Origin of the sequence: Thauera sp. GDN1 (assembly GCF_029223545.1) — a bacterium.
Lineage (GTDB): Bacteria > Pseudomonadota > Gammaproteobacteria > Burkholderiales > Rhodocyclaceae > Thauera.
In genome coordinates this window covers 2,893,845-2,909,048 of sequence record NZ_CP097870.1, presented here as the reverse complement: position 1 = coordinate 2,909,048, position 15,204 = coordinate 2,893,845, and the positions used below count along the sequence as shown (strand labels likewise).

Genomic DNA, 15,204 nt, shown 5'->3' with positions numbered 1-15,204 from the left:
TAATGCGGCGGCCCCCAGATGGTCAGGAGTCCAGTGCAGATGGCGACCAGCCGCATTCCCCCGATCCAGTGCCTGCTCACCTTCGAAGCGGTGTCCCGCCTGCGCAGCGCCAGCCGCGCCGCGGAAGAGCTGTGCGTCACGGTGAGCGCGGTCAGTCATCGTCTCCGCCAGCTCGAATCGCACCTCGGTGTTCGCCTGTTCAGCCGCGGCGACTTCACCCTCACTGCCGACGGTGCGGCCTACCTGCAGCAGGTGTGTACCGCGCTGGCCGCGCTGGCGCAGATGCCCGGCGAACGCGCCACGGCGGGCGCCAGCCGGCTGCGGGTGGCGGTGACGCCCTCGTTCTGCCGCCAGTTCGTGATGCCCAAGCTCGAACTCTTCCGCCGCAGCTATCCCGACATCGAGCTGACGCTGCAGGTCTCGATCCCGCTGCGCGACGTCACCGCCGAGGAGGCGGACCTGGAGATCCGCTACGGCGCTGGCGCCTACACCGACGTCGAGCACCGGCTGATCCTGAGCGACGTGGTGACGCCGGCGTGCAGCCCGGCCTTCCTCGACGAGTTCGGACCCTTCGACGGTTTCGAACACGCGGCCGAATGCACGTCCACCCGCCTGGTGCGCAGCCCGCTCGAGCCGTGGGCGAACTGGTACGCCCATTGCGGGCTGAGCCTGCCGGAGCCGACGAGCGGCGCGCAGTTCAACGATCTCGGCCTGGCCTACGATGCGGCGGCGAGCGGTTTCGGCGTGGCCCTGGTGCGGCAGAAGCTGGGGGCGGCCTGGTTCGACAGCGGGCGTCTGCTCGCCCTGTCGGAGCGTCCGCTGGCCTCGCCCTTCGCGCACTACATCTGCTGGGCGCCGGGCGCGCTCGAGCGCTGGGAGTGTGCGGCCTTCGTCGACTGGCTGCAGGGCGTGCTGCCCTGAGGCGGCGCGCACCCGAGGGGCGAAGCGGACCCGCGCCGGCGTCCTTTGATACCCGGGGGGCTTGGCGCGGATGGCGAGCACGGCGTGCTGTGAAGTTTCTTCAAGCCGACGGCAAAAATGCGTCAAACCGTGAGCCGGGCATGACGCCTATACTTTCGCCTCCTCGACGCGGTGGGTGCGCTCCCCGCGCGGGAGCACATGGCGAGGACCTGCAATGATGAATTCCGAAGTCGAAGCGCTGCCGTTCGGTGAGACCGAGCGCGATTTTTCCGCGGTGGACAAGGTGCGCGTGGTGGAGGCGCTGAGCCGCGTGCTGCCCGCCGGCACCCTGATGTACGACACCGAGGACCTGCGTCCCTACGAATGCGACGGCCTGGCCGCCTACCGCGCCTTGCCGCTGGTGGTGGCGCTGCCGACCAGCGAGGAGCAGGTGGTCGCGGTGCTGCGCATCTGCCACGAGCTCGGCGTGCCGGTGGTGGCGCGGGGGGCGGGCACCGGGCTGTCGGGCGGCGCGCTGCCGCACACCCGCGGTGTGCTGCTGTCGCTGGCGCGCTTCAACCGCATCCTCGAGCTCGATCCGCTCGCCCGCACCGCCGTCGTCCAGCCCGGTGTGCGCAACCTGGCGATCTCGGAGGCGGCGGCACCCCACGGCCTGTACTACGCGCCCGATCCGTCCTCGCAGATCGCGTGCTCGATCGGCGGCAACGTGTCGGAGAACGCCGGCGGCGTGCATTGCCTCAAGTACGGCCTCACCGTGCATAACCTGCTGCGCGTGCGCGGGGTCACGATCGAGGGCGAGATCGTCGAGATCGGCTCCGGCGCGCTCGACTCCCCGGGCTACGACCTGCTCGCGCTGGTCACCGGTTCCGAAGGCATGCTGGTGGTGGTCACCGAGGTCACGGTCAAGCTGGTGCCCAAGCCGCAGCTCGCGCAGTGCGTGCTGGCGGCCTTCGACGACGTGGTGCGCGCAGGCGATGCGGTGGCGAGGATCATCGCCGCCGGCATCATCCCCGCCGGCCTGGAGATGATGGACCAGCCCGCGACCGCGGCGGTCGAGGAGTTCGTGCGCGCCGGCTACCCGCTCGACGCCAAGGCCATCCTGCTGTGCGAGGCCGACGGCACGCCGGAGGAGGTGGCCGAGGAGATCGCGCGCGTGCGCGCGGTGCTCGAGGACAGCGGCGCCACCGAGATCCGTGTCTCGCGCGACGAGGCCGAGCGCCTCAAGTTCTGGGCCGGGCGCAAGGCCGCCTTCCCGGCCGCGGGGCGGATCTCGCCCGACTACTACTGCATGGACGGCACCATCCCGCGCAAACGCCTGGGGGAGATGCTGACCGCGATCCAGGCCATGGAGAATAAATATGGCCTGCGCTGCATGAACGTCTTCCACGCAGGCGACGGCAACCTGCACCCGCTGATCCTGTTCGACGCCAACCAGCCCGACGAGCTCGAGCGCGCCGAGGACTTCGGCGCCGAGATCCTGGAGCTGTCGGTGGCGCTCGGCGGCACCATCACCGGCGAGCACGGCGTCGGGCTGGAGAAGATCAACCAGATGTGCGCGCAATTCACCACCGCCGAGGTGCGCCAGTTCTTCCGCGTCAAGGCTGCCTTCGATCCGCCCGGACTGCTCAACCCCGGCAAGGCGATCCCGACCCTGAACCGCTGCGCCGAATACGGCCGCATGCGGGTGAGCAAGGGCCACGTGCCCTATCCGGACCTCCCGCGCTTCTGAGCAGGAACGACACGATGACGACGATCGAGAAGGAATGGGCCGAGCGCGTGCGCGCGGCGGCCGCGGCGGGGACGGCGCTGTGCCTGCGCGGCGGTGGCAGCAAGGATTTCCACGGCCGCGAGGCCACGGGCGAGGTGTTCGACCTGCGCGCCAACACCGGCGTGGTCGCCTACGAGCCGACCGAACTGGTGGTGACGGTGCGCGGCGGCACGCCGCTGGCCGAGCTGGAGGCGGTGCTGGCCGAGAAGGGCCAGTACCTGGCTTTCGAGCCCCCGCATTTCGGCGCTGGGGCGACCGTCGCGGGCTGCGTTGCCGCCGGCCTGTCGGGCCCGCGGCGGGCGAGCATGGGTGCGGTGCGCGACTTCATGCTCGGCGTCAGACTGCTCGACGGCCGCGGCGAGATCATGAAGTTCGGCGGCCAGGTCATGAAGAACGTCGCCGGCTACGACATCTCGCGCCTGGTCGCGGGCAGCCTGGGCACGCTCGGCATCCTGCTCGAGGTGTCGCTGAAGGCGCTGCCGCGTCCGCTGGACGAAGCGACGCTGCGCTTCGAGCTCGACGAGGCGAGCGCGCTGCGCCGGCTCAACGAATGGGGCGGCCAGCCGCTGCCGGTGTCGGCCAGCCTGTGGAGCGAGGGCGTGCTGCACCTGCGCCTGTCCGGCGCGGAGGCCGCGGTGCGCGCGGCGATCGGGAGGCTGGGCGGCGAGGTGCTGGACGAGGCAGGATCGAGCGCACTGTGGACCGCGGTGCGAGAACAGAGCGCGACCACCTTCGCGCTCACTGCCGACGAGGTCCTGTGGCGCCTGTCGCTGCCGAGCACTGCGCCGGCGCTGGAATTGCCCGGGCGGCAGACGGTGGAGTGGGGCGGGGCCCTGCGCTGGCTGGCGAGTACGGGTGATGCGGCGCCGATCCGGGCGCGCGCCGCGCAGCTCGGCGGTCACGCCGCGGCCTTCCGCGGCGGCGATCGCAAGGGCGAGGTGTTCCAGCCCCTGTCCGCGCCGCTGGCGACCGTCCATCGCCGCCTGAAGCAGGCCTTCGATCCGGCGGGCATCTTCAATCCCGGCCGCCTCTACCCGGAGTTCTGAGCATGCAGACCGAGCTCGCCGATTTCATCCGCGACACGCCCGAAGGTCGCGAGGCCGAGGAGATCCTGCGCAAGTGCGTGCATTGCGGCTTCTGCACCGCGACCTGTCCGACCTACCAGCTGCTCGGCGACGAGCTCGACGGGCCGCGCGGACGCATCTACCTGATCAAGCAGGTGCTGGAGGGCGCCGAGCCCACCGGCAAGACCCGCCTGCATCTGGACCGCTGTCTGACCTGCCGCTCCTGCGAGACCACCTGTCCGTCGGGCGTGCATTACAGCCGCCTGCTCGACATCGGCCGCCACGTGGTCGACGCGCGCGTCCCCCGCCACGGCGGCGAGGCGCTGATCCGGCGCGTGCTGCGCGAGTTCGTGCCGCGGCCGAAGCTGTTCGGCGTGGCGATGAAGGCCGGGCAGGCGGTGCGCGGACTGCTGCCGAAGGCGCTGCAGGCCAAGGTGCCCGAGCCGCGCCCCGCGGGACGCTGGCCCGAGCCGCGTCATGCGCGCCAGGTCGTCGCGCTTGCCGGTTGCGTGCAGCCGGCGATGGCGCCGTCGATCAACGCCGCGGCGGCGCGCGTGCTCGACGCGCTGGGCATCTCGCTGGTCGAGGCCGCTGGGGCGGGCTGCTGTGGCGCGGTGCGCCATCACCTCGACGATCAGGACGGCGCGCGCGCCGACGCCCGGCGCAACATCGACGCCTGGTGGCCGGCGATCGAGGCCGGCACGGTCGAAGCGATCGTGATGACGGCCTCCGGCTGCGGCGTGCAGGTCAAGGACTACGGCCACCTGCTGCAGCATGATCCGGCCTATGCGGACAAGGCGAGGCGGGTGGCGGAACTGACGCGCGACATCGGCGAGGTGGTGGCGGCCGAGGCCGACGCGCTGGCGGCGGTGCTGGGCGCGCGCGCGCTGCCGCGACAGGCCCTCGCCTGGCATGCGCCGTGCACCCTGCAGCACGGCCAGCGCATCCGCGGCACGGTGGAAGGCCTGCTCGCCGCCGCCGGCTACGAGCTCACGCCGGTGCGCGACGCCCACCTGTGCTGCGGTTCGGCCGGCACGTACTCGATCCTGCAGCCGGAACTGTCCGAGCGCCTGCGCACGAACAAGCTCGACTGCCTGCTCGAGGGTGGCGCAGGGATGATCGCCTCGGCCAACATCGGCTGCATGGTGCATCTGCAGGCGGGCACCGGCACCCCCGTCCGCCACTGGATCGAACTGATCGATGCCCGTCTCGCCGCCTCATCGGGGTGAGCGGCGGACGAGCGTGAGAAAAGTCACGGGCGGTGGATGTTGCCGGCCGTGACGCGAGACGCCGGCGTACCGGCGAGCGTGGCCGGTTGCTATCATGGATCGAGCCTTCCAAACCCCTGGGCCGCCGCCTGCTCGCCATGTCCTTCACCATCGAAACCTGTGTCGCCATGCATGCCGGCGACCGCAAGGAACAGCAGGACAGGGTGGCGCTGTTCGGTCATCCGAAACGGCCCGGCCTGATGATGGCGGTGCTCGCCGACGGCATGGGCGGGCACAGCGGCGGTGCGATGGCCGCCGAACAGGTGGTGATCCGCGCCCGGCAGAATTTCGAGTCCTACGCTCCGCTGCACGAGACGCCCGAGAGCCTGCTCGGCGGCGTCATCGACGAGGCGCACACGGTGATCAAGCTCACCCGCTTCACCAGCGAGCAGGATCCGCACAGCACCGCGGTCGTGTTCCTGCTGCAGCAGGGCAGGGCGTACTGGGCGCATTGCGGCGACTCGCGCATGTACCACTTCCGCGGCACCCTCACGGTATCGCGCACGGCCGATCATTCGCTGGTGGGCGAACTCCAGCGCAAGGGGCGTATCGACGACGGAGAGGCGCAGAAGCATCCGCAGCGCAACGTGCTGCTGTCCTGTCTGGGCAGCGAGCGCGCGCCGCGCGTCGAATACGGCCGCGAGGAGTCGCCGCAGACCGGCGACTGCTTCCTGTTGTGCTCCGACGGCCTGTGGGGCTACTTCTCCGATTCCGAGCTCGCGTCAACGCTTGCCGAACACCCGCCGCGTACCGCCGCCGAACGGCTGATCGCCCTCAGCCGGGAGCGGGCGGGCGGGGGCGGCGACAACATCTCGCTCGCGATCATCAAGCTCGTCCCGACGCAGTCCGCGCTCTGACCGCAGCGGCGGGGCGGGTGCGACCGCCTGCCCTGGGGCGGGTTCGTGGCGGTGCTGGAAGCCCATCCAGCGGACGGGCCATGGCAGCGCAGCACGATGTTGCACGGGGTCGGAATGACGGTAATATCGGTCCGGTGTCGGCGCGGAGCGCGTCAAGCGCTGGGAAGGGGGAGAGCAGGCCATCGATGGTGCCGCCGACGCGCCCTTCGAATTCCGTTTCCATCGTCTCAGTGAAGGAGTCCGTCCATGCCTCTGACCATCGGAGTGCTGCTGGAGACTCATCCCGGCGAGCGGCGCCTGTCCGTCGTGCCGGATGTGGTCAAGAAATATCAGGGCCTCGGTGCCAGCCTGGTGATGCAGAAGGGGGCGGGCAAGGCCGCGCACTTCCGTGACACCGACTTCGCCGATGTCGCCTTCGTCGATACGGCCGAAGCGCTCGCAGCGGCGGCCGACGTCGTGTTCTGCGTGCAGGCCCCGCCGGCCTCGACGATCGCGGCCATGAAGCCGGGCAGCGTGCTGTGCGGCATGCTGCAGCCGTGGGCCAGCGCCGAACGCGCGCAGCAACTCGCCGACGGCCGGATCACCGCCTTCGCGCTCGAACTGCTGCCGCGCATCTCGCGTGCGCAGAGCATGGACATCCTCTCCAGCCAGGGTGCGGTGGCGGGCTACGAGTGCGCGCTGATCGCCGCCGACCACTCGCCCAAGTTCTTCCCGATGCTCACCTACGCCGCCGGCTCCATCCGTCCGGCCAAGGTGCTGGTGATCGGCGCCGGCGTGGCCGGCCTGCAGGCCATCGCCACCGCGCGCCGCCTCGGCGCCATGGTCGAGGGCTATGACGTACGGCCCGAGACGCGCGAGCAGATCGAGTCGCTGGGCGCCAAGTTCGTCGACACCGGGGTGTCGGCGGCGGGCAGCGGCGGGTATGCGCGCGAACTCACCGACGAGGAAAAGGCGAAGCAGGCCGAGCGCCTGGCCAAGGCCGTGGCGCAGTGCGATGCGCTGATTACCACCGCGGCGATTCCCGGCCGGCAGGCGCCGAAGATCATCACCGCCGACATGGTCGCGCGCATGAGGCCGGGCTCGGTGGTCGTCGACATGGCGGCCGAGAGCGGCGGCAACGTCGAGGGCACGGTCGCCGGCGAGAAGGTGTGGGTCGGCGACGTCCTCGTCATCGGTCCCGCCAACATCACCAGCCGCATGCCGGTGCATGCGTCCGAGATGATCGCCAAGAACCTGTTCAACTTCATCTCGCCCTTCATCAAGAACGGCGCGCTCGCGCTCGACTGGGAAGACGAGGTCATGTCCGGCAGTTGCCTGACGCACGCGGGCGAAGTTCGCCATGCCGGCGTCAAGGCCGCGCTCGGCCTGTAAGGAGGCTCGCACCATGGATGGCTTTACTGCGCTGTACATCTTCGCGCTGGCCGCGTTCACCGGATACGAGGTGATCTCGCGCGTGCCGGTGATCCTGCACACCCCGCTGATGTCGGGTTCCAACTTCGTGCACGGCGTCGTGCTGATCGGCGCCATGGTGGCGCTCGGCCACGCCGACCCGGAGGACCCGGTCCAGCTCGTGATCGGCTTCCTGGCCGTGTTCCTCGGCGCAGCCAACGCCGCCGGCGGCTACATCGTCACCGAGCGCATGCTGGGCATGTTCAAGGCCGGCGGCCGCAAGGGGGGTGAGCAATGACGTCCAACTGGTTCGTGAGCATGGCGTACTTCATCGTCGCCGTGGTCTTCATCCTCGGCCTCAAGGCCATGGCCTCGCCGGTCACCGCGCGCAAGGGCATCGTCTGGGCCGGCTTCGCGATGGTCGGCGCCACGGTGGTGACCTTCTTCATGCCCGGGCTCAACAACGTCGGCCTGATGGTGCTCGCCATCGTGCTCGGCGGCGGCGCGGCCTGGTACAGCGGCAAGATCGTCAAGATGACCGACATGCCGCAGATGGTCGCCATCTACAACGGCATGGGCGGCGGCGCGGCCGCCGGCATCGCCGCGATCGAGCTGGTGCGCGGTGTGCCGCACGATGCGGTGACCTCGACCCTGCTGGCGCTGGGCGCGATCATCGGCGCGGTGGCCTTCTCCGGTTCGTGCGTGGCCTTCGCCAAGCTGCAGGGCCTGATGAACAAGGCGATCCGCCTGCCGCAGCAGAACAACGTCAACTTCTTCCTGACCCTGCTGACCTTCGGCGTGGGCCTGACCGTGGCCTATTCCGACGCCCCGGGCGGGTTCGAGATCTTCCTGTTCTTCCTGCTCGCGCTGGCGCTTGGCGTGGTGCTGGTGATGCCGATCGGCGGTGCCGACATGCCGGTGGTGATCTCGCTGCTGAACGCCTTCACCGGCCTGGCGGTGGGCTTCAAGGGCTTCGTGATCGGCAACCCGGCGCTGATCGTGGCCGGTATCGTGGTCGGCGCCTCGGGCATGCTGCTCACCCAGCTGATGGCCAAGGCGATGAACCGCCCGATCAGGAACATCATCTTCGCGCCGCTCACCGGTGCGGCGGCCGAAGGTGGCGAGGCGGTCGAAGGCACGATGCGCGAGCTGTCGTCGATGGATGCCGCGGCGCTGATGCGCTATGGGCAGAAGGTCATCATCGTCCCGGGCTACGGTATGGCGGTGGCGGGCGCCCAGCACAAGGTGTGGGAGATGGCGCAGCTGCTGGAGGAGGGCGGTGTCGAGGTGGTGTTCGCGATCCATCCGGTCGCGGGCCGCATGCCTGGCCACATGAACGTGCTGCTGGCCGAGGCCGGCGTGCCCTACGACAAGATCTTCGACCTCGACGAGATCAACAACGACTTCGCCCAGGCCGACGTGGCGCTGGTGATCGGCGCCAACGACGTGGTGAACCCGGTCGCGCGCACCGACAAGTCGAGCCCGATCTACGGCATGCCCATCCTCAACGCCGACATGGCGCACAACGTCATCGTGGTCAAGCGCGGCAAGGGCGCGGGCTACTCGGGCATCGAGAACGCGCTGTTCTACAAGGACAACTGCCGCATGCTCTACGGCAGCGCGCAGGAGGCGATCGGCGAGGTGATCCAGCATGTGAAGGCGCTGGAAGGCTGATGCAGCGCCCGCCGCCCTTGGGGCTGGCGGGCATGCTCTCCAACGACCACCGGGCCGTGGCCGCGGACGAAATGTCCGCCGCCACGGCCCGGTCCGTCCTGCGCGCCGATTCGGGCGTGCTCGTGCGGATCGGGCGCAGTGGCGAGGCCGCTGTGCGCCATGCCGAATGCCGCGCCGAGGTCCCCGCCTGGCGGCAAGGAGGGCGTGCGGCGCTTACTTCCGGCCGAGACCGCCGAGCAGCACGGCGATCGGGCGCTGCCCGCGGCGCAGCGGGTCGGGTTTGGCGGCCGCGGCGGCGGTGGGCTGCGTGTCCGCGATGGCGGCCATGGGCGGGGTGACGGGCTCGTAGGGCTTGCTGAAATCGAAGCCGTCGGCAGCGATCGTGGACCGCGGGCGACGAGCCGTGCCGCGGCTGCCGTCCCGCGCTGCGCCCCGGCTGACTTCACGCCCGGGCTCCCGGGCCGATTCACGACTCCCTTCGCCACGACCTTCGCTGCGCCCTTCGCCGCCACGCTCGCGTGCCGTGCTGCGCGTGGGTACCAGGCTGTCCGCGCTCGCGCTCGGCCGACGGCCGCGGTGGCTGCGGCTGCCCGCCTCGTGGAAGTCGGGGTCGGGATCGAAGCCGGGCACGATCTCCTGCGGGATCTGGAACTTGATCAGCTTCTCGATCTCCGACAGCCAGTGCTTCTCTTCCGAGCTCACCAGCGAGATCGCGTTGCCGCTGTGGCCGGCGCGGCCGGTGCGGCCGATGCGGTGCACATAGTCCTCGGCGGTGTGCGGCAGCTCGAAGTTGATCACGAACGGCAGCTCGTCGATGTCGATGCCGCGCGCGGCGACGTCGGTGGCGACCAGCACGCGCAGCTTGCCCGACTTGAAGGCCTCGAGCGTTTCGGTGCGTTGCTGCTGGCTCTTGTCGCCGTGGATGGCGTCGGCCGAGATGCCGCTGCGCTCGAGGAAGTGGGCCAGGCGGCCGCACACCAGCTTGGTGTCGACGAAGACCAGGGCCTGGGTGTCGGGCTTGTGGCGCAGCAGATGGGCGAGCAGGTTGCGCTTCATGCCCGAGGACACCGGATGCACCACGTGGGTGATGGTCTCGGAGACCATGTTGCGGCGCGCGACCTCGATCAGCTGCGGGTTCTTCAGCATCTGGTCGGCGAGCTTCTTGATCTCGTCCGAGAAGGTGGCCGAGAACAGCAGGCTCTGGCGCTGCTTGGGCAGCAGGGCGAGGATGCGTTTGATGTCGGGGATGAAGCCCATGTCGAGCATGCGGTCGGCTTCGTCCAGCACCAGCACTTCGACCTGGGACAGGTTGATCGACTTCTGCTCGACGTGGTCGAGCAGGCGGCCCGGGGTGGCGATGACGACTTCGATGCCGCGGCGCAGCTCCATCTGCTGCGGCTTGATGTCCACGCCGCCATAGACGCACACCGAGCGCAGCGGCAGGTGCTTGCTGTAGGTCCTGACCGACTCGTACACCTGCATCGCCAGCTCGCGCGTCGGCGCGAGGATCAGCGCGCGCGTCTGGTGGCGGGCGGGGGAGGTGCTGGTGTTGGCGTGGCGGGCGATGCGGTGCAGCAGCGGCAGGGTGAAGCCGGCGGTCTTGCCGGTGCCCGTCTGGGCGCCGCCCATGACGTCGTGGCCGGCGATGACGGTGGGGATGGCCTGGCGCTGGATCGGCGTCGGTTCGGTGTAGCCGGCGTCGGCGACGGCTTTCAGCAGTTCGGGAATGAGGCCGAGATCGGCAAAGCTCATGGGTGCCTTCGGGTTGGAGGTGGTCGACAGAACGCCACCGGATTTACGGAAAACCCGGATTATACACGGCACAAAAACCTTGACCCGCCAAGGGCTTCGCCACGTCCGCGCGGTGCCCGCGCGGTCGGTGTTTACTCAGCGCTTCAGGGTGAGGAAGGCGGTGACTTCCTCGCGGTCGTGGTAGAGGTGCTTGATGCGCAGGTCGTAGGGACCGACGCTGGCGAGCCGCTTGCGGATCAGTTCGCGGCACTGCTCGACCGCCTCGACGCGACGCTTCATCGGCAGCTTGAGGTTGAACACGGTATATCGGCAACGCCCGGTCGCCACCCACTCGGCCATCAGCGAGGCGATGCGCGAGGGCTGCTCGACCATGTCGCACACCATCCAGTCCACCGGGCGCGGCGGCCGCCAGGTGAAGCCGTCGGCGCGCAGGTGCTCGACCATCTCGGTCGCCATCACGCTGTCGCGCAGCGGGCCGTTGTCGATCGCCGTGACGCGCAGGCCGCGATGCACCAGCTGCCAGGTCCACCCGCCCGGGGCGGCGCCGAGGTCCACCGCGCGCTGGCCGGCGCGCAGGATGCTGTCGCGCTCGCCTTCCTCGAGCAGGGTCATGAAGGCTTCTGCGAGCTTGGCGGTGGAGCGGCTGGGCGCGTTCGAGGGCATGCGCAGGCGCGGGATGCCCATCGGCCAGGTCGAGCACTGGCCGGGCATGCCGGCGGCGAGCCAGGCGGTGGTGGCGGTGGTGAACACGACATGCAGCACCGGCAGGCCGGTGCGGCTGGTGCGCAGGCAGCCGTTCTTTTCCAGCGCGCGCGCCAGCGGCTCGGTGAAGCGCTTGCAGAAGCCGGAGCGCTGCTTGGCTTCGTCGGTGTCCGGGGTTTCCAGCAGCACGCCCGAGAAGCGCTGGCCGCTGGCCTTCACCGCGTCCACGATGGGGGTGGCGCGATCGCGCTCGGGCAGGTCGTCGACGCGCGCGAACCAGGGCAGCAACTGGCGGGCGAATACCGGGCGGCGCCAGTCGGTGGCATCGCCGAAGGCGGCCAGCGGTGTGGGCTCGAAGGTCTCATAGACGACGAAGCCCGAATCCGGCTCCGCGCGCACGTAACCGATCAGGCCCGCTTCTGCGGCGCGATCGTCGACTTCGGCTGCCAGCTCCTTCTCGAATCCGGCGCGGCAATAGCCGATGAGGCCGGCGCATTGCAGGCCGGTGGCAGGGTGGTGCTGGTTCATGGGGCGGGCGCGCGCAAGCGCGTATAGAGGATCGGGAGGGGCGAGCCGGCAGTCGCGCACGCAGACAGTGAAGGCGGAACGCGACGGCGAAGCCGAGGCCGCGATGATAAGCCCGTCGGACGACTGTGGCGAGCACGGCCGGTCCACATCCGCGGTCCGGATGCGCGAACCGGCGGATGTTACACATCGCGCCCCTGCGCGTGCGGCATCTGCGGATCTATAATTCCCGCCGCTTCCGGACCGCCGGTCCGGGTTTTACCTCGCGTGTGTCAAGTTCATGAATACAAAGCGTTTCAAGCTCATGGCCGCGGCCGTGACGGTCTTTGCCGCGGCGGGCTCGCCGTGGGCGGTCGCTCAGGCTGCGGCCCAGCAACAGATCGAGCTCTTCCACCGCCTCCCGGACACGAAGGCCGCGGCGCTGCAGGATCTGGTCGAGCGCTTCAATGCGCAGTCCAAGGATGTCCAGGTCGTGCTGTCGGCCACGGATTGGCGCAGCGCTGCGCCCCACATGCTGATCCTCGAGGGTGACGACGAGGAGGACTTCGTCGCCGGCAAGCCGCGCTTCAAGCCGCTGTACGCGCTGATGAAGGAAAGCGGCGCGCCGCTGCAGACCCTGCGTCCGCCGGCGATGATGACGCGCACCCCGGTCGATACCAAGGGCCAGCTGCTCGCGCTGCCGGTGGGCCTGTCGACGCCGGTGCTGTTCCTGAACCGCGACGCGCTGCGCCGCGCCGGCATGAACCCGGATACCACCCGCATCAACACTTGGTTCGAACTCCAGGAAACGCTCGGTCGCCTGGCCGATACCGGCCATACCTGCCCCTATACCGTGTCGGAACCCGGCCGGGTGATGGTGGAGAACCTCAGCGCCTGGCACAACGAGCCGGTCGCGAAGCAGCAGGGCAAGGCGACCGTGCCCAGCTTCAACGGCATGTTCCAGGTCAAGCACGTGGCGATGATGGCGAGCTGGACGCGTGCCCGCTACCTGCACGTCTTCCCGCAGCAGGCCGAGGCCGAGCAGCGCTTCGCCAGCGGCGACTGCGCGGTGATCGCGGCGCCGTCGGCGAGCTGGGCGGACTTCCGCCGTGCCGGCAAGGTCGATGTGGCCGTGTCGCGCCTGCCCTACTACGACGACTTCCCCGGCGCGCCGCAGAACACCGTGGCCGACGGTCCGGCGTTGTGGGCCGCTGCTGGCAAGAAGCCGGCCGAGTACAAGGCGATCGCGCGCTTCGTCAGCTTCTGGCTGCAGGCGGACAACCAGGTCGCCTGGCAGCGTGAGACCGGCTACCTGCCGCTGAACCGAGCGGGGCTGCTCGCTTCGCGCAGCGAGCTGCTGGGCGAGGACCTCGAGAACGTGCGCGTGGCGGTGGACCAGCTCGGCAACAAGCCGGCGACCGCGCAGTCGTCGGCGCAGCCGGTCGTCGAGCGCCAGAAGGTGCGCCGCATCCTCGACGAGGAACTGGCCGGCGTTTGGGCCGACGAGAAGGCCGCCAAGGAGGCGCTCGACAACGCCGTGATGCGGGCCCAGGGCTCCAAGTAAACAGTCCCCGGCGGCGTGGCTGCATGCCCGTGCGCGGCTTGACGCCGTGCGCGGGCGCCGCCTACCATCGCCGCTTTTCTCGCGAGCGTGTCCGCCTTGTCCGTAAAGCAGCTTTTCGCGCCGATCGCCGCCGACATGCAGGCGGTCGATGTGGTCATCCGCGCTCGCCTGCACTCGGACGTGGCGCTCATCCGCCAGGTTGCCGACTACATCGTGCAGAGCGGCGGCAAGCGCCTGCGTCCCGCCCTGGTGCTGTTCACGGCCGGGGCGATGGGCTATGAGGGGACGCATCACCACGAACTGGCCGCCGTCGTCGAGTTCATCCACACCGCGAGTCTGCTGCACGACGACGTGGTCGACGAGTCGGACCTGCGCCGCGGCAACAAGACCGCGAGCGCGATCTACGGCAATGCTGCGGCGGTGTTCGTCGGCGACTTCATGTATTCGCGCGCCTTCCAGATGATGGTCGGCGTCGACAGCATGAAGGTGATGCGCGTGCTGGCCGAGGCCACCAACGTCATCGCCGAGGGCGAGGTGCTGCAGCTCTTGAACTGCCATAACGCCGACGTCGTCATCGACGACTACCTGCGTGTGATCCGCTACAAGACCGCCAAGCTGTTCGAGGCCGCCGCGCGCCTGGGTGGCATCGTCGGCGGCGCCGACCCCGAGGTCGAGGCGCGCCTGGCCGCCTTCGGTATGCATCTGGGCACGGCCTTCCAGCTCATCGACGACGTGCTCGACTACTCCGCCGACGAGGCCGATACCGGCAAGCATCTCGGCGACGACCTCGCCGAAGGCAAGCCGACGCTGCCGCTGATCCACGTCATGCAGCACGGCACGCCTGCGCAGGCGGCGCTCGTGCGCGGCGCGATCGAGCACGGCGGGCGTGACGACTTCGCCGCCGTGCTGGCCGCAATCCAGGACTCCGGCGCGCTGGCCGAGACGCGCCGTTACGCGCAGGCGGAAGCGCAACTCGCGATCGACGCGATTTCCGTGCTTCCCCCTTCCAATTTCAAGGATGCGCTGCTACAATTGTCGGACTTTGCAGTTCGGCGAAAACACTGATATAGTTCAGGGCTTCGCAGGGCAGCAAGCACTGCAGCAAAAAAGTGTCGGGGAATAGCTCAGCCTGGTAGAGCACTGCGTTCGGGACGCAGGGGCCGGAGGTTCGAATCCTCTTTCCCCGACCAAAAATTCCCGCTTGAAAGAACCGCCGCAAGGCGGTTTTTTCATTTCCGGCGTTCGATCCGCTCTTTGCGGCGTTTTGCGCTGGAGTGCCCCGCGGCGGCCGTCATCCGCTCGTCGGGGAACAGAACCAGAGCTTGTTGCCTTCGCTGTCGAGGAAACTGCCGACCAGAAAGTCGCCGTAGGCCTGCACCTCGTCGGCGACCACGATCCCGCGCGTGCGCAGGGCTTCCTGCGTGGCCATGGCATCCACTGTGGCGAGCGTGATGCGCGGATTCGGCGCCACGGTCGGTGTCGACCAGTCCGGCTTGAGCATCAGGATGATCTCGCCCAGTTGCCAGCCGACCTGTTCCGTGCCCTCGAACGCAGGCGCGAGTCCGAGCATGTCCTCGTAGAACCGATTCGCCCGCTCGAGCGACGTGACTGCCAGGGCAATCACCTTGACGCGCTGGATACCCAGCGCCGACAGCGTGTCCGACATGGCGCGCCTCCTCTGTCCTGCAGGGCCACCCGTGGCGCACCTTCAGCGCCAGCGTGGCGATGAACGCAGGCGCGA

Annotated in this window: 13 protein-coding genes and 1 tRNA gene; 11 read left to right on the top strand and 3 right to left on the bottom strand. The window is 69.4% G+C overall.

The annotated features are described in order from the left end of the window. Positions 1–39: 39 nt before the first annotated feature. The 8 genes from CKCBHOJB_RS13350 (at position 40) to CKCBHOJB_RS13315 (ending at position 8,941) form a co-directional block, all read left to right on the top strand. Positions 40–921, top strand: a complete 882-nt coding sequence (locus CKCBHOJB_RS13350; protein WP_281049156.1) for a LysR substrate-binding domain-containing protein — start codon at positions 40–42, stop codon at positions 919–921. Positions 922–1,138: 217 nt separating this feature from the next. After that, positions 1,139–2,650: an FAD-linked oxidase C-terminal domain-containing protein gene (locus CKCBHOJB_RS13345; protein ID WP_281051692.1), complete on the top strand. Its 1,512-nt coding sequence runs from the start codon at positions 1,139–1,141 to the stop codon at positions 2,648–2,650. A 14-nt stretch (positions 2,651–2,664) separates the two neighbouring features. Then, the gene (glcE, locus tag CKCBHOJB_RS13340; RefSeq protein ID WP_281049155.1) at positions 2,665–3,735 is read left to right on the top strand and encodes a glycolate oxidase subunit GlcE; all 1,071 of its coding nucleotides are present in this window, start codon (positions 2,665–2,667) and stop codon (positions 3,733–3,735) included. A 2-nt stretch (positions 3,736–3,737) separates the two neighbouring features. Next, positions 3,738–4,982, top strand: coding sequence for a glycolate oxidase subunit GlcF (gene glcF / locus CKCBHOJB_RS13335; RefSeq protein WP_281049154.1), 1,245 nt, complete (start codon positions 3,738–3,740; stop codon positions 4,980–4,982). 137 nt (positions 4,983–5,119) lie between these two features. Continuing rightward, positions 5,120–5,878 carry a protein phosphatase 2C domain-containing protein gene (locus CKCBHOJB_RS13330; protein WP_281049153.1) on the top strand — a complete coding sequence of 253 codons (759 nt, stop codon included), beginning with the start codon at positions 5,120–5,122 and terminating at the stop codon, positions 5,876–5,878. Positions 5,879–6,124: 246 nt separating this feature from the next. Next, a complete protein-coding gene (locus CKCBHOJB_RS13325; RefSeq protein WP_281049152.1) occupies positions 6,125–7,249 on the top strand; it encodes an NAD(P) transhydrogenase subunit alpha in 1,125 nt (374 codons plus the stop codon). Between the two features lie 13 nt (positions 7,250–7,262). Then, positions 7,263–7,565 carry an NAD(P) transhydrogenase subunit alpha gene (locus CKCBHOJB_RS13320; RefSeq protein ID WP_281049151.1) on the top strand — a complete coding sequence of 101 codons (303 nt, stop codon included), beginning with the start codon at positions 7,263–7,265 and terminating at the stop codon, positions 7,563–7,565. After that, complete coding sequence (locus CKCBHOJB_RS13315) at positions 7,562–8,941, top strand: NAD(P)(+) transhydrogenase (Re/Si-specific) subunit beta (protein ID WP_281049150.1); 1,380 nt, start codon at positions 7,562–7,564, stop codon at positions 8,939–8,941. The genes CKCBHOJB_RS13320 and CKCBHOJB_RS13315 overlap by 4 nt, the downstream gene beginning before the upstream one ends. A gap of 213 nt (positions 8,942–9,154) precedes the next feature. On the opposite strand, the gene CKCBHOJB_RS13310 is transcribed toward CKCBHOJB_RS13315, so the two are convergent. After that, positions 9,155–10,693, bottom strand: coding sequence for a DEAD/DEAH box helicase (locus tag CKCBHOJB_RS13310; protein WP_281049149.1), 1,539 nt, complete (start codon positions 10,691–10,693; stop codon positions 9,155–9,157). 135 nt (positions 10,694–10,828) lie between these two features. Next, a complete protein-coding gene (gene rlmM / locus CKCBHOJB_RS13305; protein WP_281049148.1) occupies positions 10,829–11,923 on the bottom strand; it encodes a 23S rRNA (cytidine(2498)-2'-O)-methyltransferase RlmM in 1,095 nt (364 codons plus the stop codon). A gap of 277 nt (positions 11,924–12,200) precedes the next feature. Here rlmM and CKCBHOJB_RS13300 point away from each other — a divergent pair, with 277 nt between their 5' ends. The 3 genes from CKCBHOJB_RS13300 (at position 12,201) to CKCBHOJB_RS13290 (ending at position 14,653) form a co-directional block, all read left to right on the top strand. Further along, the gene (locus tag CKCBHOJB_RS13300) at positions 12,201–13,463 is read left to right on the top strand and encodes an extracellular solute-binding protein (protein WP_281049147.1); all 1,263 of its coding nucleotides are present in this window, start codon (positions 12,201–12,203) and stop codon (positions 13,461–13,463) included. 135 nt (positions 13,464–13,598) lie between these two features. Then, positions 13,599–14,528, top strand: coding sequence for a polyprenyl synthetase family protein (locus tag CKCBHOJB_RS13295; protein ID WP_348634871.1), 930 nt, complete (start codon positions 13,599–13,601; stop codon positions 14,526–14,528). A gap of 48 nt (positions 14,529–14,576) precedes the next feature. Next, positions 14,577–14,653: transfer RNA gene (locus tag CKCBHOJB_RS13290), tRNA-Pro, on the top strand. A 101-nt stretch (positions 14,654–14,754) separates the two neighbouring features. Here the strand turns inward: CKCBHOJB_RS13290 and CKCBHOJB_RS13285 are convergent. Further along, positions 14,755–15,129: a VOC family protein gene (locus CKCBHOJB_RS13285; RefSeq protein ID WP_281049145.1), complete on the bottom strand. Its 375-nt coding sequence runs from the start codon at positions 15,127–15,129 to the stop codon at positions 14,755–14,757. Positions 15,130–15,204 lie beyond the last annotated feature (75 nt).

What these genes read in the sequence shown, in the direction of transcription:
- CKCBHOJB_RS13350 (WP_281049156.1), top strand. Translation starts at nt 40, where the DNA reads ATGGCGACCAGCCGCATTCCCCCGATCCAGTGCCTGCTCACCTTCGAA.
- CKCBHOJB_RS13345 (WP_281051692.1), top strand. Translation starts at nt 1,139, where the DNA reads ATGAATTCCGAAGTCGAAGCGCTGCCGTTCGGTGAGACCGAGCGCGAT.
- glcE (WP_281049155.1), top strand. Translation starts at nt 2,665, where the DNA reads ATGACGACGATCGAGAAGGAATGGGCCGAGCGCGTGCGCGCGGCGGCC.
- glcF (WP_281049154.1), top strand. Translation starts at nt 3,738, where the DNA reads ATGCAGACCGAGCTCGCCGATTTCATCCGCGACACGCCCGAAGGTCGC.
- CKCBHOJB_RS13330 (WP_281049153.1), top strand. Translation starts at nt 5,120, where the DNA reads ATGTCCTTCACCATCGAAACCTGTGTCGCCATGCATGCCGGCGACCGC.
- CKCBHOJB_RS13325 (WP_281049152.1), top strand. Translation starts at nt 6,125, where the DNA reads ATGCCTCTGACCATCGGAGTGCTGCTGGAGACTCATCCCGGCGAGCGG.
- CKCBHOJB_RS13320 (WP_281049151.1), top strand. Translation starts at nt 7,263, where the DNA reads ATGGATGGCTTTACTGCGCTGTACATCTTCGCGCTGGCCGCGTTCACC.
- CKCBHOJB_RS13315 (WP_281049150.1), top strand. Translation starts at nt 7,562, where the DNA reads ATGACGTCCAACTGGTTCGTGAGCATGGCGTACTTCATCGTCGCCGTG.
- CKCBHOJB_RS13310 (WP_281049149.1), bottom strand. Translation starts at nt 10,693, where the DNA reads ATGAGCTTTGCCGATCTCGGCCTCATTCCCGAACTGCTGAAAGCCGTC.
- rlmM (WP_281049148.1), bottom strand. Translation starts at nt 11,923, where the DNA reads ATGAACCAGCACCACCCTGCCACCGGCCTGCAATGCGCCGGCCTCATC.
- CKCBHOJB_RS13300 (WP_281049147.1), top strand. Translation starts at nt 12,201, where the DNA reads ATGAATACAAAGCGTTTCAAGCTCATGGCCGCGGCCGTGACGGTCTTT.
- CKCBHOJB_RS13295 (WP_348634871.1), top strand. Translation starts at nt 13,599, where the DNA reads ATGCAGGCGGTCGATGTGGTCATCCGCGCTCGCCTGCACTCGGACGTG.
- CKCBHOJB_RS13285 (WP_281049145.1), bottom strand. Translation starts at nt 15,129, where the DNA reads ATGTCGGACACGCTGTCGGCGCTGGGTATCCAGCGCGTCAAGGTGATT.